Here is a 24656-nt window from a genome sequence, read left to right as displayed (position 1 = left end):
TCCCCCTCATAAGGTCCCTTTTACAAATCCGTTTGCTTCAGCTAATTTTGCTTGAGCTTCCTCTTTATCACTATTTGTCAAAATCATGACGATAGCCAGCTTAACATTTTGATCTGCTTCTTCAAAGTACTTTTCAGCTGTTTCGTAATCAGCTTCTGTCGCTTGCATGATGATTCGTTTTGAGCGTTCGATTAGTTTTTCATTTGTTGGTTTGACATCGACCATCAAGTTATTGAATACTTTACCTATACCAATCATACTGATAGTAGAAATCATATTCAAGATCAGTTTTTGTGCTGTTCCTGACTTCAATCGAGTAGAGCCTGTCAAAAATTCTGGACCTGCATCGACTTCGATTGGGAAATCCGCGTGTTTACTGATTTCGGCTTGTTTATTGCAAGAAATCGTTCCTGTGACAGCACCGATCGATTTTGCGTAATCTAATCCACCGATCACATATGGTGTACGACCGCTAGCTGCGATACCAATAACTATATCATTTTTTGTCAAATTCAGCTTGATTAGATCTTCTTGCCCTAGCTCATAAGAATCTTCGGCCCCTTCGACAGCTACAGTCATTGCTTCTTCTCCACCAGCAATTAGACCTATGACCATTTCCGGTTCTACACCGAATGTCGGTACGCATTCAGCAGCATCTAACACACCTAGTCTTCCACTTGTTCCGGCTCCCATATAAATCAGGCGTCCACCTTTTTTAAAGGATTCAATCGTGTTAGCAATCACTGGTTCGATACTTGTCAGTTCTTTTTCAACCGCAGCGGCCACTTTCTGATCTTCTTTGTTCATTAGTTGAACGGCTTGAGAAATACTCATCTCATCTAATCCAAAAGTTTCTTGGTTTCTGCGTTCCGTTGTTAGGTTCTCTAAATTGATTTTGCTCATTTTTATCTTCCTTCTTTTCTTATAAATTGATAGTTCATACCAGCTTTGATTTGGTTGATCAATGGTAGCTCTTCTTTGATAACTTTGGCTACTACATTCACTTTTTCATCCGCTGGCAAATCATATTTAGTTAATTGGATCTCACCCATATAGCGCAAATACTTTTCGTTATCTAAAGTAATAGACCCTTTCATACGCGTAGCTGTATTTCTTGCTGGGATAGACGGAATCTCTCGAAAACGTGCATCTGCGCTTCGTATGACATCTCTTGCATCGTCTTGCCGATTCGTATGCTTCCCTAATATATATTCGTAAAATTCTTCATCTACAGGTTCCGTATGGAGCAAGACTGTCTGTTCTTTTTGGAAAGAAGCAAATTGCTCCTGAACGTTTTCTGACAGACCTGCATCTCCGATGTAAACAATATCCGTGTTACTTGCTAATAGATCTAGAGCGCCTGCAAGAGGATGGACCCCGCGATGTTCTTCCAAAGTCGGCAATCCTTGATATAGTGGGCCTCTCAACTCTGTATCTCCTGGTACAAAACCTTGGACAAGGAGACCTTGAATTTTGAGCCATTGATTTTTTTTCTGATACCATTCTTTGTCCAGCCCTGTTTCGGGACGTGGATAATAATTATGCCAAGCTTCAATCTGTGAGAAATCAGCTTCTGCTTCTTTCAATTCATCGATATCTTTAGGCGTGATCGTGCTAGCATTCAAACTGATTTTCAATTGATGTGACCAGTCGGCAATCTGCTGATTGGAAATATGATAATCCATTCTTAAACCTGTTACACCAATTGCTTTCAAAGGCGTGAGATCTTCTAATGAAAAACCAGCTCGTTCCAATGCCTCTCCTGAAATATCGACCATCAATTCTAGTTTATTCTTTTTCGCTTCGCTTCCTAGTTCGATCAATCGCTTTTGATATGCCGAAACATCATCTTCTGGTATATGCATGGAAGTGAAAATACCGACAAAGCCATTGGATGCCATTTGGCGGATATACTGTTTCTTCTCTTCTGACAAAGAATCGTTCATAAATATTGAAAAGCCAAACATATTATCCCTCTTTTTCTGTATCCGTCTTCATTTCTATGACTAGAGTATATATCTAAAGAAATAAAATTTCAACACTTTTATTAAAATAATTAATTTTCATTTCTAAAGGTTGAGTTTATATTACCAAAAGAATTGTCATAACCTAAAAAAAGGCACTGCTAAGCAAAAGCAGTGCCTTGAAATATTTTATTTAAATAACACAAACACATAATTACTCATAAGAAACCAATTCTGTATTATCTACCATGAATGTAAAGAACCCCTCATTAGGCATCGGATGAAAATAAGCATTGATCACTCTTATCAAGGCATTATGGCAAACTAACAGATAGACATTTTCTTCGTCTTCAATGCATTCTTTCAATAAAGGAACGATCCGTGCATACACATCTAAGACTGACTCCCCATTTGGGAATCGTACAGCGAATGCTAAACGTGCTTTTTGAAAGTTCTCATCTTTGCTTGGCAATCCATCATAATCCCCAAAATCCATTTCTACCAATCGTTCATCAACGGTCAGCGGCAAGCTGAGACGATCAGCAACTGCTTGTGCTGTATCTCTTGCTCGTTGAAGAGGGGAATGGATGATTTTCGTGATTGGAACAGGCAAATCTACTACCTTTTCTGCTAGTTTCTGTGCCTGCATCTGTCCTTTTTCAGTCAGCGGCACATCTGCCCGTCCGCAAACTAATCCTTGTGCGTTCCAAGTTGTTTCTCCGTGTCTCGTTACATAAAGCATGTGATTTTCTCCTTCGTTGGCAAAGTTCCCCTTAACCATACCTTGTTGTTCTTGAGATTACAAGGGTTAGATTTTCTCAAGAGAAATAATCTCAGTAGATACTTTATCCAGGAAGGTTTGATCATGTTCCACCAGTAACATGGCAGGTTTCACGTTCAAGATCAGTTGTTCTAATTGTTCTTGATTGAAGACATCCAAATAATTCAATGGTTCATCCCATATATATAGTTCAGCTGGCTGTGATAAAGATTTAGCCAATTCCACTTTTTTCCGTTGGCCCATACTCATCTGCTCAATCTTGTTATGAAAAACATCTCTTTCCATCCCAAGCTTTCGGAGGTTGTTCAAAAATGCTTGGTAGTCTACTTGGTTTTTCTCTGCAAATTCCGCCAACGTTCCTCGATTGTCTTCATAATTTTGGCGTACATAACTAATGCTCAGATGTTTTGGCTGGGATTTTTCTCCTATAACCTTGCCGTTGAATGCCCCCAGAAGATAATGGATAATGGATGACTTTCCTGCACCGTTAGGACCTGAAATCGCCACCCGCTGATGAGGCTCGATTGTAAAATGAATTGGCTCGAATAACAGATTTTCATACCCTAATTGAAGATCTTCTACGCTTAAAAGTCGCTTATGGTGAGACGCTTGGCTATTCATCGTCAAAGAATCGATATATTCGATATCTTTTAATAGTTTTTCTTTCTCGCTGATCTGGGTCTCCATCCGATTCACGATTGCTTTGGATCGTTTCATCGCCCGTGCAGCATCAGCACCCACTGCTCCTTTATTCACTCGTCTAGATTCAGTATCGATGAATCCGACTTGTTTCTTTGTTTTATCTCCTTCTCGGGAACGAGACCATTCGGCTTTTTCAGCTGCTGTTTTCTTTAGCCTACTGACTTCTTTTTTCAATTTTTCATTTTGAGCCATTTCAAATTCATCACGAAGTTTTTTCTGTTCTTCATAGATAGAGAAATTCCCTTGATAAAGTTCCAGTTGACTTTTTTCGATTGCTAAAACATGGTCCACTACTTCATCGATAAATCCCCGGTCATGGCTGACCACGATGAAGCCTTGTTTTTTCTTTTTCAAATAAGCCGCTACTTGTTTTCTACCAGAGATATCCAAATGATTCGTTGGTTCATCGATTAACGGGAAATGAGTGTCATCCACAAATAAAAGTGCCAATAGGACTTTTGTCTTCTCTCCCCCGATAGTGTGCTGAATTCTCTCCATAAGATTTCAGGATCTGTTTGCATAAATTGGAGCTCTCTTTCGATTTCCCATATCTCAAAATCCGTAATATCATTTAACACGTAATAGGTTAAACGTTCTTTATCTTTTGTCTGTTGCGGGAAATAGACAAATTCTTGCTGATGGATTACTTGCCCTTGATAAGGTAGTTTGTTTTGTAGAATATTCAGTAAAGTTGTCTTTCCTCGACCGTTTCGTCCGATAAGTCCTAGTTTCCATTGTGTGTCAAAATTTAGATTTGCTTGTTCAAATAATAATGTGCCTTGGCTGTCGTAGCCGAATGTCAGATTTTTTATTTCGATTTTAGACATTTTCCATCACCTCGTAAAAAAAGACCAGTCCTATTTTCAGAACTGGCTAAAGAGGATGCAAGGGATGGGTACACACAAAAAGACCCATACATCGAAAAAACCAAGCCAATCCCGAAAATCTGCACACTGCTCCCTTGTCTCCACAAGGTACAGTCTGAATGCAGCTTTCATCAATCGACTTAATTTTTCAATGCACGGATCCCTCACTTTGTCCTATATTTGAAATTACGATAGCATAAAGAAAATGATTTTGTCAACTACTTCGGGAGGATGGTGAAAAATCTGCTAAGTGTCTGTCCTAAGATTTTTGTTTTTTCTAATGTTTGCCTGTGTTCCATTGCTTCTTCTAAACCTATTGGACCCAAATGAATACTTAAGACAATTGGGAGAAAATCAGAAAGTCCTTCTAGCTCTTGGTCTCTACTTCCGCAAATAGCGATGATTGGTTTTCGATATTTTTTTGCAAGCACTGCTACACCGTATGGAACTTTTCCGTGGATCGTTTGCTGATCGATCCGCCCTTCTCCTGTAATGATGACATCTGCTTGTTCGATCTTTTTTTCCAATCCAGTGATTTGGCTGACTAAATCGAAACCAGAAACCATCTTCGCTCCCAACAAAAAAAGGGCTCCACCAATACCGCCTGCTGCTCCACTTCCTGGAATATCATCTAAATCCACCTCCCAGAAATCTTTTATTTGCTGAGCAATCTTTCCTGCTTGTTTATCTAAGAAAGCTAGCGTCGTATCTATTCCTCCTTTTTGTCTTCCAAATTGCCAAGCAGCTCCTTGTTGACCTGTATATGGATTGGTAACATCTGCAGCGATAATCAATTTTACTTTAGAAACAAGAACGTTTCTTCGATCAAAATGAAGTTTTTTAGTAGATAATAAAGGATTTCCTTCTGTGTACCCTTCTAAAGAAGCACCCAAGGATTGGAGTAATCCTAGACCACCATCGCTACACCCGCTTCCTCCTAAAGTGACAATAATTTGTTCTACTTCTTGAAGCAGTGCATCTTTGATAAGTTCTCCTAAGGCATAACTGGAAGCAAGTCGGATAGTTTGATCCGTTGGTTTATCAAGTAGATCTAACCCCAATGCTTGTGCAGATTCGATGACTGCGGTATTTTTTCCTTGCCAAGTTGTCAATAAATAGCTGATTTTTCGCTGACGGAATAAGAGATCCATCCCATCAATGGTACGCCATGTTCCCCCGAGCGCGTAATAGATTGCTTCTGCAGTATTTTCTCCGCCATCTGCAATCGGCACATTGATTTTTCTTCCTTTACGATCTTCCCAGCCATTTAGAACTGCCTGATTTAGTTCAAATGAAGAAGCACTTCCTTTAAATGAATCAATTGCCGCCAAAATATCCATCTGTATCCCTCACTTTCTTCTTAAGTAAGACACTTTTTTTCATTTTTTTCAAACAAAACAATGCTATTTTCTTCCATTTTTCTATATACTAAAAGGGAACTCATTGATAAAGGAGAGAAAAAACATGAAAATCGCAATAGCTGGAGCCGGAGCAATGGGCAGCCGAATCGGATTGATGCTACATCAAAGCGGAAATGAGGTCCTCTTGATCGATCGTTGGCCTGCACACATTGAAGCCATTCGTACAAATGGGTTGATTGCTGACTTTAACGGTAAAGAAGTGGTCGCAAAACTGCCAATCTATTCACCAGAAGAAATCATCGAAAGCAACGAACACGTGGACTTGATCGTAGCATTAACAAAAGCAAATCAATTAGATGATATGTTTCGTTCGATCCAATCCATTATTACTGACAATACTTATGTTTTGTGTTTACTAAATGGATTAGGTCATGAAGATGTACTGGAAAAATATGTGCCAAAGAAAAATATCTTATTTGGGATCACGATGTGGACAGCTGGTCTAGCTGGTCCCGGAAAAGTCACATTGTTAGGTGATGGAGAAATCGAACTAGAGAACTTGGAACCAGAAGGCGAAGCATTTACAAAAAAAGTTGTAGAAGTCTTTCAAGAAGCAAAATTAAATCCGATCTATAGCCATAATGTTCGTTATTCCATTTGGCGAAAAGCTTGTGTAAATGGAACATTGAATGGTTTATGCACGATTTTGGATTGTAATATTGCTGAACTAGGCGCGCAAAAAACGGCAGAGAGCATGGTTCGAACAATCGTATCTGAATTTGCTTCTATCGCAGCAAAAGAAGGAATCATATTAGATCAAGAAGAAGTGTACCAACATATTGCTTCTACTTATGATCCTGACAACATCGGGTTGCATTACCCATCTATGTACCAAGACCTGATCAAAAACCATCGTTTGACTGAAATCGACTACATCAATGGTGCCGTTTGGCGAAAAGGACAAAAATATGATATTGCTACACCATATTGTGCCTTTTTGACCCAATTAGTCCATGCAAAAGAAGGAATCCTTGGCGCAGAATAAAAGGCTCTCTGATGAGAATCAGCTGAATCAGCAGCTGGTTCTCTTTTTTTAAGCCCAATGAAAGATCAAAAAGAAAACACAACTCTCATGATGCCATAAGAATTGTGCTTGTTTGTTTCGGTACATAATCTCTTCAAAATGTAGGTTTTTTATTTATTTTCAACAGAGGAGAGGTCATATTCGTATTGCTCATAAATAGTGGAATCGTTAGTGATAAATCGTTTTGCCCAATTTTCTGCATCATAAAATTCCAATAGCTCTGATGGGATTGGCTTAAAAGGTGTATGCAGAAATTCCGGTAATTCATCTAAATCACGTTCTCGAAGCAAAAAAATATTTTCAGGACGATAAAAATGATAATGAGCAATCGCTTGATTATCCGTCACTAGTTTCTTTTGAAAATACATAGATTCAAATGTCCGCAAAGTCACTCCTTGCTGACCCTCCCGCAACAGTTCCAGAATCCCGCGCGATTCCCCTGTTTTTTTCAGGTACTCTTCATAAGCAAGATATCCAGGTTGTTCATTCCCTCGATGTGGAAGAATGAAATAGTTGGTCGTAACATCTCTTTTTATAAATTCCTGCTTATAGCTTTCTGCTCGTTCTTTTCTCCCATTATTCGTTGCACCAAAAAATAGATCCGTCTTTGGTTCGCTAGAAGAAAAATCCATATGTTTCGAATAAAATGAACTATTATGTTTCAGCCCAAGTTCTTTTGCTTCCAAAAAATCAAAATGATAAATCTCATCGATTGCCGGTTCATCTTGTGCCTGCTTCAGCATCGCCTCGTGTTCTGCTTTGAAGTGATTCCAAAAAAATAACACAATTTTTGCATTGGTAAATGGGCGCACGCGTCGAGCCATCTCCATATTAAATCCATAATCTAAAAAAACGATCAGCTGATAATTTGCCAACTGTTGTCTAGCTGATTTAATGAATTCCGACTGTAGTAAATCTTTTCCGGACCAAACATCTAAAGAGCGGATGGAAGGCAAAAAATAAAGTGATTTATTTTTTGCAACTAGCAGTACGTCATTTTTGTTCATCTTTTCCGCCTCACTTTCTCTGTCACTTTTTCCTATGATAGCCTGTTTAAATAGTAAAAAGCCAGTAAAACGCTTCCTATATTTGTATGAAAATTTAACATTTGTATGAAAATATGATGAAATAAATCATTCTTCTATTAAAATTCGCCTAAAAGTTTTCTGAATAGTTGTAATTGTCTGAAAATTTGTTATCATTAGTCATTGTTAAATATTGCTATTTATTCTTAATATAAATTTTGATTGTGAATTTAAAAGAAAGAGGTCATTTATGGAAGATAAAAAATTGAAAAAACAACTTAGCTCCAGACATATCACCATGTTAGCTTTAGGTGGAGCAATCGGTGCAGGTCTATTTAAAGGAAGTGGCGAAGCGATTGGGATCGCCGGCCCTTCTGTATTGATTGCTTTTTTGATTGGCGGGCTGATTTTATATATCGTGATGAAAGGTCTGGGAAAAATCGTTTTAAGCGGTGGCGACACGCATCACGGATTATCTGGTTTGATACGCCCTTATCTAGGTGCTCATTCTGCTGATTTTACTGATTGGGTCTACTGGTCTATGTGGATTATCAATATCATCGCTGAAGCTGTTGCAGCTGCTTCCTTTTTGCAGTTGTGGTTCCCGCACATTCCAGCCTGGGTATTTGTTTTTATGTTGGCTGTTTTAACTACGATCATCAATCTTTATTCGGTACGGTTATTCGCAGAAACAGAATATTGGCTGGCTTTTGCTAAAATCAGTGTCATTATCTTACTAATCATTTTTGCTACTTATCTTGTCGGTCAGCAAATGTTGGGCACAGGCGTTTTCCCTACCCTTCAGCAATTGACTGACCATGGTGGGTTTACTCCTCATGGTATGAAGGGAATCATCAGTTCTTTGCTTGTAGTTATCTATTCTTACGGCGGTTCTGAACTGATTGCTATCACGGTAAGCGAAGCAGATGATCCTAAACGTGCGATTCCTAAAGCCATCAAAGGTGTCATGGGAAGAATCATTTCCTTTTACATCATTCCTTTGTTTTTGCTTTTGATTCTTTTTCCTTGGAATACTTTAGCAGGCACGAATGTCAGTCCTTTTGTGATGGTATTTGAAAAAATGAATATCCCATTTGCAGCGGATATCGTCAATTTTGTTATTGTCCTTGCTTTGTTCTCATCTATCAATTCGGGTGTGTATGCATCTTCAAGAATTTTGTTCTTCCGTTTGAAGGATCGAAAAGGTTCCTCTAGAAAACTAGCTGTTTTAAACAAGCATCAAGTACCGCAACGTGCTGTTTTATTTTGTACCAGTGTTCTTTATCTTGGTGTAGCTCTTTCTTATTTTGTCGGTGACAAATTATTTGGCTATCTGGCAGGTTCCCTTTCGTATACAGTATTATTGATCTGGATCATTATCAGTGCGGCATCCTTTGTACTGGCACTAAGAAAAGGAACATTATGGGATAAAGGAATCAGCTTTTTTGCATTAGCTGTCTTAGGATTGATTTTCCTTGGTATCCTGTTCACGAACTCCATTGGGGTAACTGTATTGACTGGCCTGCTTTACCTGTTCATTTATTTCAGTTATCAAAAAAAGAATGATGCGTTCGTATTGACGAATGAATGAAATCGATAGAAAATTTTATTTTATTTATGTGGAATAGATGGAACTATTGAAGAAAGGAGTTGTGACAAAAGTCTTGTTGCAACTCCTTTTTCCGAATAAACAGTCTCATGACCTCTTGGTAAACGGTGTTCAAAAACCCTCTGTGCAAAATAATTGATTGTTCTCCATGCTCATGACATGATAGAAGAAAGGAATGAAAAAAAGGAGTTTGTTTTAAATGAAAAAGTATTGGAAGTTTTTGTTGATGATCGGTGTTTCAACGGTAGTTATGTTTGGTATGATGTACTTGAATGTCTATGCGCTCGATCATATCTTCTTCAGTCGTACACGAGTATTCATGGCGTTGATGATGGGTGCAGTCATGGCAGTCATCATGCTGTTGTTCATGTGGAAAATGTATGAAAACAAAAAGATAAATGTTATGATCTTAGCCGCTAGTCTTCTTGTTTTTGCCGGTTCCTTGTTTATGGTACGAAGCCAAACTACTGTCAACGACACAGCTTGGATGAAGGCCATGATTCCTCATCATTCTATCGCTATCCTGACAAGTAAACGAGCTGATTTAAAAGATCCTGAAGTAAAAAAATTAGCGGAAGAAATCATCCAGGCACAAGAAGAAGAGATCGACAAAATGAAAAAAATGATCAAAGAAATGGAATGACCATTATCCGTCCAAATAAAAAAAGAGGATGTTCCAGAAGTGATCAGCTTCAAGAAATAAGAAGAAGCTACTTCTGGAACACCGTGAATAAGGGGTTGTGAAAAAGCTGCCCTGCATCAAGTAATAAGAACAGCCAAACAAAAATAGCTTCTCCTATTTTTCGTTTGGTTAGGCTTATTACCGCAGATGCAAGCTTTTGAACACCGTTTATTCGTAAAAGGGATTGTGACAAAAGTCTTGTCACAATCCCTTTTTATGTTTTTATTGTTCTAATTGCGCTGTCTTGCTTACTGCTTCTTGCGGTTTCACAAATTTTTTTGAGATTCCCCAACCTGTGAAGGCACTGACCATCGAAAACGCAGGAGAAAGCAAACTGAAAAATACGAATGGCAAGTAAGTGAGTGTAGGAATACCAAATGTACTTGCTACGAAACTTCCGGCAATTCCCCAAGGCACTAAGTAGTTGATTACTGTTCCACCATCTTCTAGCGTTCTACCTAATACAGTTGGATCAAATCCTGCTTTTTCATAAGTTTCTTTAAATGCATTACCAGGCAGAATAACAGATAGGAATTGTTCACCAATAAAAATATTTACTCCGATACTTGTCATCAATGTTGTAAAAATCAATTTTGGTGTGTTCGTCATCTTTCTTGATACTCGTTCCATCACGGTTGAGATCAAGCCAAATTCGATCAACAATCCACCTAATGACAAAGTTAGAATAATCAATGACACAGTAGGCATCATACTTTCGATTCCTCCGCGACTAAGCAGTGAATCGATTTGTTGGTTTCCAGTATTTGAAACAAACCCTGATTCGATGACCCCAGCCAACTTCGTTAAGGAAGTTTGTGGGTTTTGAATAAAAATCATTCCTACTGCTACAGCGATATTCAACAAAATCGTCAAAATTGCCGGCACCTTTTTCCATGCACACAGTAACATTAAAAATAAAGGAATCAGTGACCAGATTGAAATAGTAAAGTTTGCTTCTAGAACATCAGTCACTTCACGAATAGATGAAAGACTTGCGGCTTTACTTGTGTGTCCTAAAATCATGAATAAAAAGAAAGAAACAACAAATGCCGGAACAGTTGACCACATCATATGCTTGATGTGTTTGAACAAATCGGCATCAACAATAGCTGCTGCTAGATTTGTTGATTCGGATAATGGAGACATCTTATCTCCAAAAACGGCACCTGAAACAATAGCTCCAACAACCAGCGCTGGATTTAGGCCTAGTGTTGTCCCAATACCGAAAAATGCAATCCCAATCGTTGACATAACAGTAAAGGCACTCCCTACAGCGCTACCTACGATTGCACACACAACAAATACAGAAGGGACAAACCACTGGACACTGATCAATTTGAACCCAATGACCATTAGAGTTGGAATGATCCCTGCTTGTATCCATACAGCAATCAATGAACCTACTAAAATAAAAATAAAGATTGGGATGATTCCTGGTTTGATGCCATTGATGATTCCTTCGTGCAGCCAATCTGTCGGGTATCTTTTTATCACTGCATACAACATGACCATTCCGATCGCTGCTAAGATCGTGATATTAGGTGAGACCTTTAATCCGACAACGCCAATCGCAATGCCTAAAACAATAACCATTAATACAAGTGTTGCTTCTAAAAAACTTGGTGTTCCTTTTTTTCCCATGATAATCTCTCCTTTTTTAGTTGTTCTTATGTTCTAAAAAAGTTAAGATATCGGATTACTCCGCCGCAATTCATCCGCTATTCCTCCTTTATAAAAATAAAAAGACCTGTTTTAAACTAAGGACGAATGACTCCGCGGTACCACCTTAATTAAAAACAGATCTGTTTTTCACTTTCAAACTTTTATTCAAATGTATGGACTTTCCATGTAATTCGTCAATTAGGCTTGATCGGTTCACAGCGACCACCGACTTTCTGAACAAAACACCTAACCGCTACTGCGTGAAAAGTTGACTTGTATGAAGTTTACCTTCCATAAGATCATTTGTCAATGAAAAAGAAAATATTTTTTCATTTTTCTGAAAATTATTTTTATAACTTTCACACACAAGTTTATTTTTTACTAGAAAGTAGCACCCTCTTGTTTTTTTCTTGCTACTATTTCTTGATGTTCTTGCTTGATTCTTTCTAATAGCTTTGGCTCTTTCAACAGATCAAGAGCTGTATTGGCGAGTAGTTCTGCTGCAATCGCAATAGAAGCAAGGCCTTTGTCACTTTTAGCAGCAGCTTTGAATTCTTCTGTGTGTCCGGCAATATATGTCTCAGAGATTGCTACCGTAGGCTGGATTGTTGGTATGACTTGGCTGACATTTCCTACATCAGAAGAACCGAGACTTGTTCTTTGTTCCGTTTCTATTTCTTCATCTGGAACACCTGCTTCTTTTGCATGCTGGAAGAATAAGTCATCAAAAGAAGGAGTAACGATGACATCATCAACTGCATTTTGGAACAATCCAAACTCAAAAGTCGTGCCCGTACTTATCGCAGCACCTCGTACGATATTTTCCACTTTTTCATATACTTTATCTAATGTTTGCCGATTTCCTGCACGTAAATAGAAACGTCCAGCAGCGTAATCTGGAATGACGTTGGCAGCTACTCCTCCGTCTGTAATGATCCCATGGATATTGACATCTTTTGGCAATTGCAAGCGTAGAGCGTTGATTCCATTAAACACTTGGATCAATGCTTCCAAAGCATTTACTCCTTTTTCAGGTGCTGCTGCTGCATGGGAAGCGACACCGTAAAATTTGATGTCGACTGGATCATTCGCTAAAGATTCTGTCGTTTTCCCATAACGAAAAGCTGGATGGACGCATAACGCTACATCGACATCCTCAAAAAAACCTTCTCGAACAAAGCTGCCTTTAGCTGATCCGTTCTCGCCCCCTTCTTCCCCTGGGGTGCCATATACACGGATTTCTCCACCAGTTTCATCAATAAATTGCTCCACTATGCTGGCGGCTAATACGGAGTAAGTACCAAACAAATTATGCCCGCATGCATGACCAATACCTGGTAAAGCATCGAATTCTGCCAAAAAGGCAATTGTGGGTCCGGGTTTATTGGAAATATAACGTGCATCAAAGGCTGTTCGGTGTCCAGCTACTTCTTTTTCTACCCAAAACCCTTCTTTTTCTAATTGTTTAATCAACGCTGCTGAGGAATAAAACTCATAGTTACTTACTTCAGGATGTTCGTGGATATCTAGAGCAAGTGCTTGATATTCTGGTAAACGATATTGGATTAGATCCTTCAATTGGTTTGTTGAGATTGTTGTTGTCATAAAAAATTCCTCCTATGCTAGTCATTTTTCTTATTTTCTCCCGAATGTTTCCCATGCAGGCACGCTTGATCCTTTTGATGTTTTCTCGATTACTTTGACTGTGTCTTCTGTTTGATAAGCGTCTACTATTTTTTGATACGTTTTATTTTTTTCATCTTCTTTTCTTGCAACGATGATATTCACATAAGGACGTGCATGGTCATCCACTGGTTCTAAGAAGATGGCATCAGAAGCAGGATTAAATCCAGCATCTACAGCTACACCGCTATTGATCACTGAAATGTCTACATCTGACAAAGCACGTGCTGTTTGGGAAGCATCTAATTCAGAAATGTCTAGATTTTTTCTATTCTCGGTAATATCAGAAACAGTGGGCGCTTGTCCTTTTGCCTTATCCACTTTGATCAATCCAGCAGTTTGCAATAACAGAAGAGCTCTGCCGCCATTTGTAACATCATTAGGGATTGCTACTTTTGCTCCGTCTTTGATATCAGCTACATCCTTCAAAGTGTTAGAATAAATTCCCAGCGGTGCATTGACAGTATTTCCGATCGATACTAAATCAGTTCCGTGTTCTTTATTGTAATTGTCTAAAAAGAATTGATGTTGGAAAGAATTCAAATCAATCGATCCATCTGCTAAAGCCGCATTTGGTTGATTGTAATCTGTAAATTTCACGTATTCCAAATTAATGTTCTCCTTTTTCAAACGGTCTTTCACGTTGTCCCATACATCTGTATCTTCTCCAATAATTCCTAGTTTTACGGTAGTTTCTTTTTTGTCAGTTGTATCTGCTTTTCCTTGGCTACACCCTGCCAACAAAATAATTGCTACAAATGTAATGACTACAAAACGAATAATTTTTTTCATTTTTTCTCCTCCACTTTCAATGTGTAATTTTTTTAATCAGTTGATTACTGATAAATTGACTTAAAAAAACTAAGATTAGAATCAATAATGTAGCCACAATCGTTACATCTGTTTGGAATCGATTATACCCTCTCGATATAGCAAGATTCCCTAATCCGCCTGCACCTACTGCTCCAGCCATGGTAGTCAGTCCGATCACGTTGATGATAGTCAACGCCGAGACCCGAATGATACCAGGCAAACCTTCTAACAAATACACACGTAAAATAATACCGATTGGACTGGTTCCCATCGCTTCTGCCGCTTCGATCACCCCAGGATCAACTTCTAGCAGTGCGTTCTCGATTTGACGAGCAAAAAACGGAACAACTCCAAAAATCAATGGCACTAAAGCTGCTTTCGCACCAATCGTCGTTCCAACTAAGAAACGAGTAGTCAATGCTAAAAGAGAAAGCAAGATAATGAAAGGGATGGAACGAATGATATTGATCAGCTTATCAAGTATTTCAAATAGCAGACGGTTAGCTAGTAATCCATTAGGGCGTGTCACTACTAACGTCACACCTAAGATGATTCCGATCATCCCGCCAATGAATGCTGTCCAAAAAGACATATATAGTGTTTGCTTCGTCGCTTCGACAAATTCATCCGGAATCAAATAAACATTGGGCAAATATGTTTTAAAGAAATCAGTCATTTTATCTTCCTCCTTCGATCACTTTGATACGACTATCTAATTCGTTTTTTTGTAAAATATTTATTTTTACACCAGATTTGATCAAATAATCCAATGCTTTTTGCCGCTGTTTGGTTTCTCCAGCTAAAGTAACGATCAAACTCCCTAACGGCGTTTCTTGTAATAACTCTACATTGCCATATAAAATATTCGCTGTTACTTGATATTTGCTGTATAGATGAGCGATTAGAGGTTCGTTCGTCTGATTTCCAATATAACTTAATTCCACCAGCCATTTATTGGCGATCTGATCGGCAAAAGCAGAATGGGCAATGATCGTTTCTAATGCTTGGTCAAGATGAGTAGCTGTTCGAATAAAATCTTTGGTCAATTCTTCTTCAGGATTGCTGAAGATCTGGATGCTACTACCTTTTTCAATGATTCTTCCATCTTCCATAACCGCTACCTTGTTGCAGATTTCTTTGACAACTTGCATCTCATGAGTGATCAGGACGATTGTTAAACCTAACTGGCGATTCAATTTTTTTAACAATGCAAGGATCTGAAGGGTCGTTTTCGGATCAAGTGCACTGGTTGCTTCATCACATAATAATACCTTAGGTTCATTCGCCAAAGCTCGTGCGATTGCTACTCGTTGTTTTTGTCCCCCGACAGTTGTTTAGGATAAGCAGATGCTTTTTCTTCCAAACCGACAAGTTCCAGTAGTTCATTCACTTTTTGACGACGTTCCTGTTTCGATTTTCCAGAATACTTTAAAGAAAAATCAACGTTGTCAAAAATAGTTCGGCTTTCCATTAGATTGAAATGCTGAAAGATCATACCGATGGCCTTTCTTTCTTTTCGCAATTCTTTGGGAGAGAGCTGACTCAAATTCGTCTGATTGACAATGACTTCTCCTGCTGTTGGTTTCTGCAGCAAATTCATCACACGAACTAACGTACTTTTCCCTGCACCTGAGTAACCGACGATTCCATAAACATCGCCTTTATCAATCGTTAAATCTACAGAATCTACTGCCTGGATCTCTTTTTCTTTTTGTTTGAAACATACAGAAACATCTCGCAATTCAATCATTAAAATTCCTCCTTATCTAAAAAAAGCGTCCTCAAGAAAATGAAAATGTCATTTTCTTGAGGACGCTTTTTTGCGTGTTACCACCTCATGTTCAAGCTGTGTTCACACACAACTCCTCTTCAAGTACGATCATACTCTAGCAAGATATCGGTCGCAGCCGTCATCGCCTTACATCTATGCTCGGGATGAATTGCTCGATGGCCATTTTCCAATAGTCGTTCCTTGCTTCTTCTCAGCTACCGAAGCTCTCTGTCAAAGGTTCTTCTATCGTACTTACCATTTCAATGCAAATAATATTCAAAAAAAAGTCCTTTTACTAACATAAACTATGTCAGTAAAAGGACGACGTATCGCGGTACCACCTTTTTTCGGAAGTTTCCTTCCCTCAAGCCCAACATCTCAAAAAGAGAGATTGGCGTTCGTTTTAACGGTCGAACAGTTCCGAATTTGCCTACTTATCGACAAATTATTCTCCAAGGCCATTTTCAGCTTTTCTTACTTGACTCTTCTCACCAGCCAGAGCCTCTCTGCAAAGTTTCCAAACTTACTTTCCTTTTCAACGAAATCGATATTTTGTTGTTGGGATTAATCTACATGAGGAAAACTAAAAAGTCAAGCACGAAATTCAAATTATTTTTTCTATATTTATTTTTCTGTTTTTTTATCTAACATTTCAATAACAGTTCGAAGATCTTTTCCTTCCGCAAGAAGTTTCAATTTTTCCTTTTCTTCGACGGTATAATTTCGGACAAAACTGGAATCAGGTATCAAAACAACGCCTAATCCTGCTCGTGAAGCAGCTGTTGCTCCTACTAAAGAATCTTCCACTGCAAAGGCTGAACTAGCTTCTAATCCTGTTCGTTCCAAAGCTGTCAGATAAGGAATCGGTGAAGGCTTGTTCTCTGACACTTCGTCTCCGAATGTAAACGTGTCAAAGTAATCAGCTATTTTAAAGTGATCCAAGATATCTGTTGCTCTTTTCGTAACAGTGGTCGTAGCAATGCCTAGTTTCATATTACGTTCTTTTAAGTCTGCCAATATTTCTTTTGCATATGGTTTTAAGTGGATGGCTCCGCTTGTCAGCTGTTGATAAAAATATTCTTCACGCTTCGCTCGGACTTCCTGTACTTTTTCAGGGCTACCTGCTGCTTTCACTAAAATATCAAAACTTTGTTTCCAGTTTTTTCCGCCCCAAGCGTCAACGATTTCTTTTGGGATATGGATATCAAATTGCTGAAATCCCCAAAGCCAGCCATCACGATACGTTTTTTCTGTGTCAACTAACAAACCATCTAAATCAAATATTGCACCTTTCATCTATACATTAATCCTTTCCAAAACAATACACATAGTTTAGCACGACTGGTCCAAAAAGAACAGAAGCAAAGAACCAGCCTTCTCGTTTATAAGAGTTCTTGGAATCGATGGATATAGATTTTCTTCACAGCTGTCACAAGCGCCAGATAAGCGATGACTGTAGCAAATAACCATAACCAGTAATTGCCAGGAAGTGGCATCAAGCCTAATTCAGCACCAAAACTTGTAAAAGGAAGGACAGAACCGACAATAATTCCTAATGTAGTGATAACAAACATGGCAAATGTTGCGTTGCTTTGGATAAATGGTACTTTCGGTGTACGCAGTGCATGGAGCACTAAGGTTTGTGTCCATAGTGATTCGACAAACCATCCTGCATGGAATAATGCGATGAAAATCACTTGCTGTGAACTATCCAATGTATGGAAACTTCCGCCAACTACAGCAGGACAAATAACAAAATACATCAACAAGTAAGTAGTAATATCAAATATCGAACTTGTTGGGCCAAAGTAAACCATGAATTTTCCAATACTAGATGCATTCCATTTTTTTGGCTCGTCCAAATATTCTTTATCCATCCGATCCCATGGCAAGGAAATGCAGGAAACATCATAGATTAGATTCAAAAACAGAAGTTGTAAAGGCAGCATTGGTAAAAATGGCAGGAACATACTTGCAATCAGCACGGAAAACATATTGCCAAAATTAGAACTTGCTGTAGCCTTGATATATTTCATGATATTCCCAAAAGTTTCTCGTCCAGAAAGAAGGCCTCTTTCCAAAATCGTCAAATCTTTTTCTAAAAGGATCACGTCTGCAGATTCTTTCGCAATATCCACAGCTGTATCTACAGAAATACCGATATCAGCCACTTTCATTGCAGGAGCGTCATTGATACCATCTCCTAAAAATCCGACAGTATGACCATTTTTACGTAAAGCTGTCGTCAAACGTGCTTTTTGCTGAGGATTCAATTTTACGAATACTTCATGGTCTTCAGCTACTTGTGCTAATTCATGATCACTCATTTCCGAGATTTTCTCACCGGTAACCAATTCATTGATCTCTAGACCTACTTGACGGCACACTGAACGTGTAACTAATTCGTTGTCCCCAGTCAGAACTTTTACAGCTACACCATGTTCTTTCAGAGCTTTCAACGCTTGTTTCGTTGTTTCTTTTGGTGGATCAAGGAAAGTAAGATAACCAATCAAAACCATGTCTGACTCATCTTTGACTGAAAATTCTCCAACGACGCTTGGATTGGTCTTTTGTGCGACACCAATCACTCGTAAGCCATCTTCATTAAGTGACTGTACTTTTGCAAGTACGGCTTCTTTTCGTTCTTTTGTTAATGGTGTAACAGTACCGCCAAGATCAATAAATTTAGAAATGTTCAGCATTTCTTCAATCGCGCCTTTTGTGATCATTTGTGTTTTACCAGCTGGATCAGCAACCACAACACTCATACGACGACGTTCAAAATCAAAAGGAATTTCATCCACTTTTTGATAATTGATCTTATCTGTATCTAAAGTTTCTGTTGCTTCATCAATGATAGCCACATCTAACAAATTTTTCAGCCCTGTTTGATAGTAGCTATTTAGATACGCATGGCGCAAAACACGATCATCTTCATTTCCTTCACAATCCATATGATATTCAAGAATGATTTTATCTTGTGTCAATGTCCCCGTTTTATCCGTGCATAACACATCGATTGCACCAAAGTTTTGGATGGCATTCAAATTTTTGATCACTGTTCCTTTTTTGGCCATCACACTTGCTCCTTTGACCAAATTCGTCGTAACGATCATTGGAAGCATTTCAGGTGTTAGACCAACTGCTACAGATAGTCCAAAAAGAAAAGCTTCTAGCCAATCCCCTTTTGTAAGCCCATTGATGACGATAACTGCTGGAGCCATCAATGACATAAATTTGATCAGTAGCATGGATGTTTTATGGATGCCTAATTCAAAGCTTGATTGAATTGGTTTTTCAGATAGCGTTTCTGCTACATGACCAAATAGTGTTTCATTTCCAACAGAAACAATGATTCCTTCCGCACTTCCACTTATGACATTACTTCCCATAAAGACAAGATTTTCGTAACTTGTTTCGCTTTGCTGATCGTCTTCACATACTTTCGCATGCTTTTCTACTGGATAGCTTTCCCCTGTCAATGCTGCTTGGGAAATGAATAAATCCTTTGCGGACAATAAACGCATATCCGCTGGTATCATATCCCCTGCTGAAAGCCGAACAAGATCTCCACAGACGATTTCTTCCATAGGAATCTCTGTGTACTTTCCATTACGTTTTACAGCTGCCGTTACTTTCACAAGTGATTTCAGTTTTTCAGCCGCTTGATTGGAACGTACGGACTGAATCAACGTCATTGTCCCGCTGACGATAACCATAGTGAAGATAATGGCTACACCGAAAAGATCTTTATCTCCAGGAGCTGCTAATACATATTCCGTGATGAATGAAATAATTCCTAATGCGATCAACACTAATGTAAATGGCGTGATGTATGCTTTCAATATTTCTACGATGAATGGTGTTTTTTTGCCATATGAAATCGCATTTTCACCGTAATTTTCTCTTGAACGTTCGATTTGTTCTTCTGTCAATCCATTTGCTGATGCATGGAATAGTTCAAATAATTCTTGTTTCGTTTTTCCAGCAAAAGCTGCATAGATTTTTTGTGTATCTTTCTTTTTTTCCATCTCAATCTCTCCTTTGTGTCCAAAAGACAGCTGTTCTCGCTGCTTTTGGTCTTTAGCTATTCATCGGATCGATAGAGAAAAAACTGAAAGGGGCTGAGAACAGATAGATAATAGCCTTGGCCTTTCCTCTAGATCCTTGTTTTTCGAATGACTGTCATCCATTTGTTCTCATCTCCTTTACTAAGTAATTTTAATTCATGACTTCCAATCATTTTTCGAATAGTTATTTTCCCAATTAGACCACCTCCTTTTTATTTTTCACCGATGGGGATTTGCGGCAACAAAAAAACCTCTCGCCAAATACTCAGCGAAAGGTTTGAAAAAGCATATTAAAAAAAGCTTCTCAGATCTCATCGTTGAGTTTTGACACTGTACAACGTAAAAAGCAGATACCTGCTTTTAGCTACCTTATGAAAAGCCTTATCTCGACAATTCCTGTTCTACCCATTGGCGTCTCTCGACGTTTTTGGGCAGTAGCCTATGTTTGTATAGGAGCCTCACCTAACAAATCTTATTCGGTTTTCCTTCGTTAATATAACAACTAAAAAAGAGGATGTCAAATCAATTTTCCATGTTTTTCATACTTTTTTTAAAATACACACGTTATATTCCTGTCTCACGCGGTTTTATTTGTCTCATTTTCCACCTCCCGCTATAATAGAAATATAGTAGGAAACGAGGTGCTGTTATGGAAAGAACACTTGTTATTATCAAGCCAGACGGCGTGAGACGCCATTTAGTCGGAAGCATCATTCAACGTTTTGAAGCAAAGGGACTGGCCATTGCTGAAATGAAGTTTGAAACTATGACTCCTGAATTAGCAAAAGAACATTATCAGCACTTGACTGAGCGCAGTTTTTTTGATGAACTGATCGATTACATGACTTCCGGTCCTGTCGTTTATCTTGTGCTGGTCGGCGAGGAAGTGATCGATATCGTCCGTAAGATGGTTGGGGCAACAAAAGCTGCCGATGCTGTTCCAGGTACGATCCGAGGAGACTACGCGCTGCCGGGGACTGAAAACATCATTCACGCTTCTGATTCCCGTGATGCTGCGGTAAAAGAGATCGCCCGCTTTTTCCCGCCATTCGATATAAACAAACCGTCTGAAAAAGCGGCGAAGTGATACAAATTCTAAACTGCTGGTCTAGTTGCTGGGTTCAGCAATGGCCAGCAGTTTTTTCTCTAAGGACCTCCGTTGATTCTTTCCTAACATATATTCGAGCACTGTGAAGAATTCTTGGTAGTCTTTCGTCTTTTTTTCCCCTAAAGCAGCAGAAATCAATCTTTGATAATAATCTGCCATCAATGTTTCATAGATCACTGTACTTCTTTCTTTATGTGCTAAGCTCCGTTTCATATCTTCATTCACACTACGTGCCTTTTTCAACCGACCATTTTCTATATAAAACGAAGTCAGGTTCATTAAAAAAGTAAAGAGATACTGCTCATGATTGTTCAACTGTGCTAATCGTCGCATTCTTTTTTTGATTTTCAAATAATTGTTCTCAATGAACCGATCACTGAATATCCAAGGAAAATCAGCTAGAATAGATAGTTCAAATTGACCATAGTCTGGTATCTGCATCAAGTATCCTTCAATGATTCGGCATTCATAACGTAAAAATTCAAATTCTGTCTCAGATACTTCTGTTTTTTCGACCATGTGAAGATTCAAAACCAAATAATACAGATCTTCTGTTTTCTTAAAATGCCTACGGTTATTGCTGATCTCTTTATAAGGATCAAAGCTGTCTTCTTGTACCCGATCTAGCATTCGTCTTTTTTTCTTTAACTTTATTGGTTCATCCAGCTGGTTTCGCATCCATTCATATTCTGCAAGTGTCATGTTCATTCGCTCTAAAAATGATCTCAATGTTACAAATGACATTTTTTTCACTGAATTTGTCTCAATCCCGACTAGAGAAGTCTTAGAACAGATTCCTTCCGCTAATTGGGACTGTGTCAACTTCTTGTTGACTCGAAGTTTCTTGATCAATTCACCATCATACATAATAGTTCTCCTTTTTAATTTAAATTTTTCCACATTCAATAAATAGATACGTTAAAAAGGAAAAATACACGAAAAAAATAAAAAAATGTTTTTTTCATAAAAAATACCAACCTTCAAGCATTAGAATGTTGTCTAACTACTGAAGGTTGGTTTGATTGTTTATTGATTATCTTTTTGCTGTTCAACGTCTGTTCTTGTTACTGGATATAAGTTGGTTGTTGTTTTATTGCCATTTTTTGAAAAGACACTTGTCGAATGTTCGCCTTTTTGCTTTTCGATGGCTATGTTACGTTCTGCTTCATTTTTATAGTCATATTTTTTCGGATCGATCGTTTCAAATCCGTTTGGCACATAAAAACGCAAGAGATTTTCTTGATTCAGCTTATCTGAAAGACTTAAAGCAGACTTGACTTTTTCCTGATCTTTGGAAATTTCCTCGTCGATTCCTGCTGCTTTCGTATCGATGATTTCTCCTGTTTGGTTATTGTAAGCTTTTCCTCCTAAGATGGTGTATTTGGGTGCCACGAAGTTCCCATTTCGAAAAGCCACTACTTGATCATGCTGAGGAGATAATAAATCCGTACCAAAATGGAGATAGTCTTTATCATCGATTCCCAAGAGATGAAGTAATGTCGGCAAAACATCGATTTCTCCACCGTATTCGTGATTGACTGACCCTTTAGTATAACCAGGCATATGAATCATTAATGGCACACGCTGCATTTGTGCGTTGTCAAATTCATTCCATGTATCTGGGTCTTTTCCAAGAGCACTTGCTAAGTCTTTATTATCTGTATTTGAGATGCCAAAATGATCCCCATAAATCACAAAGATCGAATTTTGGTAAATAGCGGATTTTTTCAGGTACGTAAAAAATTGTTCCAATGACTGATCCAAATAATGTGCCGTTCGAACATAGTTATCTACTGTGCTATTTCCAGTGTTCAAAGATGGAAAATCGAAATTCTTATCATCCGTATAATAAGGCGTGTGATTGGTTACGGAAAGGAATTTCGTGTAGAACGGCTGTTGTAGATGTTCAAGATATTGGGCAGATTCACTGAATAAATCTTTATCTAATATTCCATAACCTAGCGTTTCATCTGATTCATCAAAATAAGATCGATCAAAGAAATTGTCATAACCTAAGTTTTTATATACATGATCTCTATTCCAAAAACTAGCTACATTCCCATGGAAAACAGCGCTTGTATAGCCTTGCTTTTGTCCAAGGATCGCTGGTGCGGCTTGAAAGACATTATCTGACCCAAGTTCTGTGAATAATGAGCCTTGAGGTAAACCAAATGTGCCAGTTTCCAACATATTTTCAGCATCACTTGTCTTTCCCTGTCCTACTTCATGAAAAAAATTATCAAAGCTGATCGTTGCTTGATTCTGGAAAATACTATTTAAAAACGGTGTGACTTCTTGTCCGTCTACCTTCATATTAATCAAAAACTGCTGGAAACTTTCTAAATGGAGAACGATCACATTTTTCCCTTTAGCGATCCCAAATGTTTCGGGATTTGGCTCTGCATAATGTTTCTTTGTATAATCTAAAACTTCATCAATCCCATTACTGCTTGCATGCGCGCGAACACTGCTAGTCATTCCTGTTTTGATTCCATCATAAATAGTATACGCATCGATTCCTAGATATTTGACAATATATGAACGGTCAAATGTTCGCTGCAGCAATTGTGGACGGTTGGCTTCGCTCAGCGCTAGATTTCCTGAAAAAATAAGCCCTGAAAGACAGGTCACAGCGATAGCCATCGGTTTGCTGACAGGTTGACTTTTGATAGGTATTTTCTTGATCGTCAACCAAACCAGTATCCCAATGAACGTAGCAATATCCAGCCAGTAGAGGACATCATGGGGTTTCATCAAAGAAAAGGAGCTTCCTGATAACCCTTGCGACACTTTCGAAAATCCCAATACAGATTTGACTGTAATGAAATCTGTGAATTCCCGATAAAAAATAATGTTCAAGTACAACAAAAGCGTGTTTAAAATATCAATGATCAAAAGAATGGCTAATGCTGGCTTTGGCTTTTTAATATACAAAGAAAGGCCAAAAAACAATAAGGTAGTTGCAATCGGGTTGATCCACAAGATAAAGTACTGGATCGTACCTTCCACACCTAACGAAAAATCTGCATAGTAAGCAATAATCGTCTTCATCCAGAAAAAGAAAACAGCTGTCAAAACGATTGCTAAACGATTTTGGCACAATTTTTTAAGTTGTGTCACGTATATCACTTCTCTCTATTCACATTTTTCCTTATTTTGCTTCTGAAAAATGAAAATTCCCTAAAAAAGTTGTTATCTTAAGATTTTTTTATTCTTTCTAAAGATTATTCCGTGCACTTTTCACAGCATAAAACCGCTGTGATATAAGCGATTGAAACAGTAAGGTGATAAAAGTCTTGTCGCAGCTCCTGTTTAGTTGATGCAGGACAGCTTTTTCACAACTTCTTCTTTAAACGGTGTTCTCCTGCCAACTCCTCGGCCACAAGTCACAATATTTATAAAACATGAGAAGCTGTTTTTTGAAATTGTTCCTTGTGGCTCAGAGTTAAACGGCAAGCTCAAGACCTCTTGATAC

The 24656-nt window shown here is 38.4% G+C and carries 17 protein-coding genes, 2 pseudogenes, 1 riboswitch and 2 other annotated features; of the genes and pseudogenes, 4 read left to right on the top strand and 15 right to left on the bottom strand.

Annotated features, from left to right (window positions below; all coding sequences use genetic code 11):
• Positions 1–6 precede the first annotated feature (6 nt).
• The 5 genes and pseudogenes from murQ to FTX43_RS07670 all read right to left on the bottom strand — a co-directional run bounded on the left by murQ (position 7) and on the right by FTX43_RS07670 (position 5653).
• The gene (gene murQ, locus FTX43_RS07690) at positions 7–903 is read right to left on the bottom strand and encodes an N-acetylmuramic acid 6-phosphate etherase (RefSeq protein ID WP_002287094.1); all 897 of its coding nucleotides are present in this window, start codon (positions 901–903) and stop codon (positions 7–9) included.
• Between the two features lie 2 nt (positions 904–905).
• Positions 906–1967 carry a DUF871 domain-containing protein gene (locus tag FTX43_RS07685; protein ID WP_002299967.1) on the bottom strand — a complete coding sequence of 354 codons (1062 nt, stop codon included), beginning with the start codon at positions 1965–1967 and terminating at the stop codon, positions 906–908.
• A gap of 211 nt (positions 1968–2178) precedes the next feature.
• Positions 2179–2706, bottom strand: a complete 528-nt coding sequence (locus tag FTX43_RS07680; protein WP_002296174.1) for a histidine phosphatase family protein — start codon at positions 2704–2706, stop codon at positions 2179–2181.
• Positions 2707–2772: 66 nt separating this feature from the next.
• Positions 2773–4274: pseudogene (gene eat(A), locus FTX43_RS07675) on the bottom strand (ABC-F type ribosomal protection-like protein Eat(A)).
• A 257-nt stretch (positions 4275–4531) separates the two neighbouring features.
• Positions 4532–5653 carry a glycerate kinase gene (locus tag FTX43_RS07670; protein WP_002291594.1) on the bottom strand — a complete coding sequence of 374 codons (1122 nt, stop codon included), beginning with the start codon at positions 5651–5653 and terminating at the stop codon, positions 4532–4534.
• Between the two features lie 124 nt (positions 5654–5777).
• Here FTX43_RS07670 and FTX43_RS07665 point away from each other — a divergent pair, with 124 nt between their 5' ends.
• A complete protein-coding gene (locus FTX43_RS07665) occupies positions 5778–6719 on the top strand; it encodes a 2-dehydropantoate 2-reductase (RefSeq protein WP_002302095.1) in 942 nt (313 codons plus the stop codon).
• A gap of 149 nt (positions 6720–6868) precedes the next feature.
• On the opposite strand, the gene FTX43_RS07660 is transcribed toward FTX43_RS07665, so the two are convergent.
• On the bottom strand, positions 6869–7765 hold the full coding sequence (locus FTX43_RS07660) for a hypothetical protein (RefSeq protein WP_002302096.1): 897 nt from the start codon (positions 7763–7765) through the stop codon (positions 6869–6871).
• Positions 7766–8033: 268 nt separating this feature from the next.
• On the opposite strand from FTX43_RS07660, the gene FTX43_RS07655 reads away from it, so the two are divergent.
• Positions 8034–9374 (top strand): amino acid permease, encoded by a 1341-nt coding sequence (locus FTX43_RS07655; RefSeq protein WP_002296179.1) that lies wholly within the window; start codon positions 8034–8036, stop codon positions 9372–9374.
• Between the two features lie 217 nt (positions 9375–9591).
• The gene (locus FTX43_RS07650; RefSeq protein WP_002299975.1) at positions 9592–10035 is read left to right on the top strand and encodes a DUF305 domain-containing protein; all 444 of its coding nucleotides are present in this window, start codon (positions 9592–9594) and stop codon (positions 10033–10035) included.
• Positions 10036–10296: 261 nt separating this feature from the next.
• Here the strand turns inward: FTX43_RS07650 and nhaC are convergent, their stop codons facing one another.
• From nhaC to mgtA, 7 genes and pseudogenes are all read right to left on the bottom strand, one after another.
• On the bottom strand, positions 10297–11715 hold the full coding sequence (nhaC, locus tag FTX43_RS07645; RefSeq protein WP_147606949.1) for a Na+/H+ antiporter NhaC: 1419 nt from the start codon (positions 11713–11715) through the stop codon (positions 10297–10299).
• Positions 11716–12117: 402 nt separating this feature from the next.
• The gene (locus FTX43_RS07640) at positions 12118–13341 is read right to left on the bottom strand and encodes a M20 family metallopeptidase (protein WP_002319046.1); all 1224 of its coding nucleotides are present in this window, start codon (positions 13339–13341) and stop codon (positions 12118–12120) included.
• A 30-nt stretch (positions 13342–13371) separates the two neighbouring features.
• The gene (locus FTX43_RS07635) at positions 13372–14211 is read right to left on the bottom strand and encodes a MetQ/NlpA family ABC transporter substrate-binding protein (protein ID WP_104866980.1); all 840 of its coding nucleotides are present in this window, start codon (positions 14209–14211) and stop codon (positions 13372–13374) included.
• A 16-nt stretch (positions 14212–14227) separates the two neighbouring features.
• Entirely contained in the window at positions 14228–14908 is a 681-nt protein-coding gene (locus FTX43_RS07630; protein ID WP_002293786.1) for a methionine ABC transporter permease, read from the bottom strand.
• A gap of 1 nt (position 14909) precedes the next feature.
• Positions 14910–15982: pseudogene (locus tag FTX43_RS07625) on the bottom strand (methionine ABC transporter ATP-binding protein).
• 55 nt (positions 15983–16037) lie between these two features.
• Positions 16038–16276, bottom strand: a binding site (T-box leader).
• A gap of 41 nt (positions 16277–16317) precedes the next feature.
• Positions 16318–16551, bottom strand: a binding site (T-box leader).
• 76 nt (positions 16552–16627) lie between these two features.
• Positions 16628–17299 (bottom strand): HAD family phosphatase, encoded by a 672-nt coding sequence (locus tag FTX43_RS07620; protein ID WP_002319050.1) that lies wholly within the window; start codon positions 17297–17299, stop codon positions 16628–16630.
• 86 nt (positions 17300–17385) lie between these two features.
• The gene (gene mgtA / locus FTX43_RS07615) at positions 17386–20034 is read right to left on the bottom strand and encodes a magnesium-translocating P-type ATPase (protein ID WP_002319051.1); all 2649 of its coding nucleotides are present in this window, start codon (positions 20032–20034) and stop codon (positions 17386–17388) included.
• A 341-nt stretch (positions 20035–20375) separates the two neighbouring features.
• Positions 20376–20550, bottom strand: a riboswitch (M-box (ykoK) riboswitch).
• 172 nt (positions 20551–20722) lie between these two features.
• Here mgtA and ndk point away from each other — a divergent pair.
• Complete coding sequence (gene ndk / locus FTX43_RS07610) at positions 20723–21160, top strand: nucleoside-diphosphate kinase (protein WP_002293327.1); 438 nt, start codon at positions 20723–20725, stop codon at positions 21158–21160.
• A 21-nt stretch (positions 21161–21181) separates the two neighbouring features.
• On the opposite strand, the gene FTX43_RS07605 is transcribed toward ndk, so the two are convergent.
• Positions 21182–22048 carry an Rgg/GadR/MutR family transcriptional regulator gene (locus FTX43_RS07605; RefSeq protein WP_002319053.1) on the bottom strand — a complete coding sequence of 289 codons (867 nt, stop codon included), beginning with the start codon at positions 22046–22048 and terminating at the stop codon, positions 21182–21184.
• 159 nt (positions 22049–22207) lie between these two features.
• Positions 22208–24301 (bottom strand): LTA synthase family protein, encoded by a 2094-nt coding sequence (locus FTX43_RS07600; RefSeq protein ID WP_147606947.1) that lies wholly within the window; start codon positions 24299–24301, stop codon positions 22208–22210.
• Positions 24302–24656 lie beyond the last annotated feature (355 nt).

Origin of the sequence: Enterococcus sp. DA9 (assembly GCF_008000875.1) — a bacterium.
GTDB classification, from domain to species: domain Bacteria; phylum Bacillota; class Bacilli; order Lactobacillales; family Enterococcaceae; genus Enterococcus_B; species Enterococcus_B lactis.
Note: the sequence above shows the minus strand (reverse complement) of the source record. Positions and strands in the feature narration are given on the sequence as shown.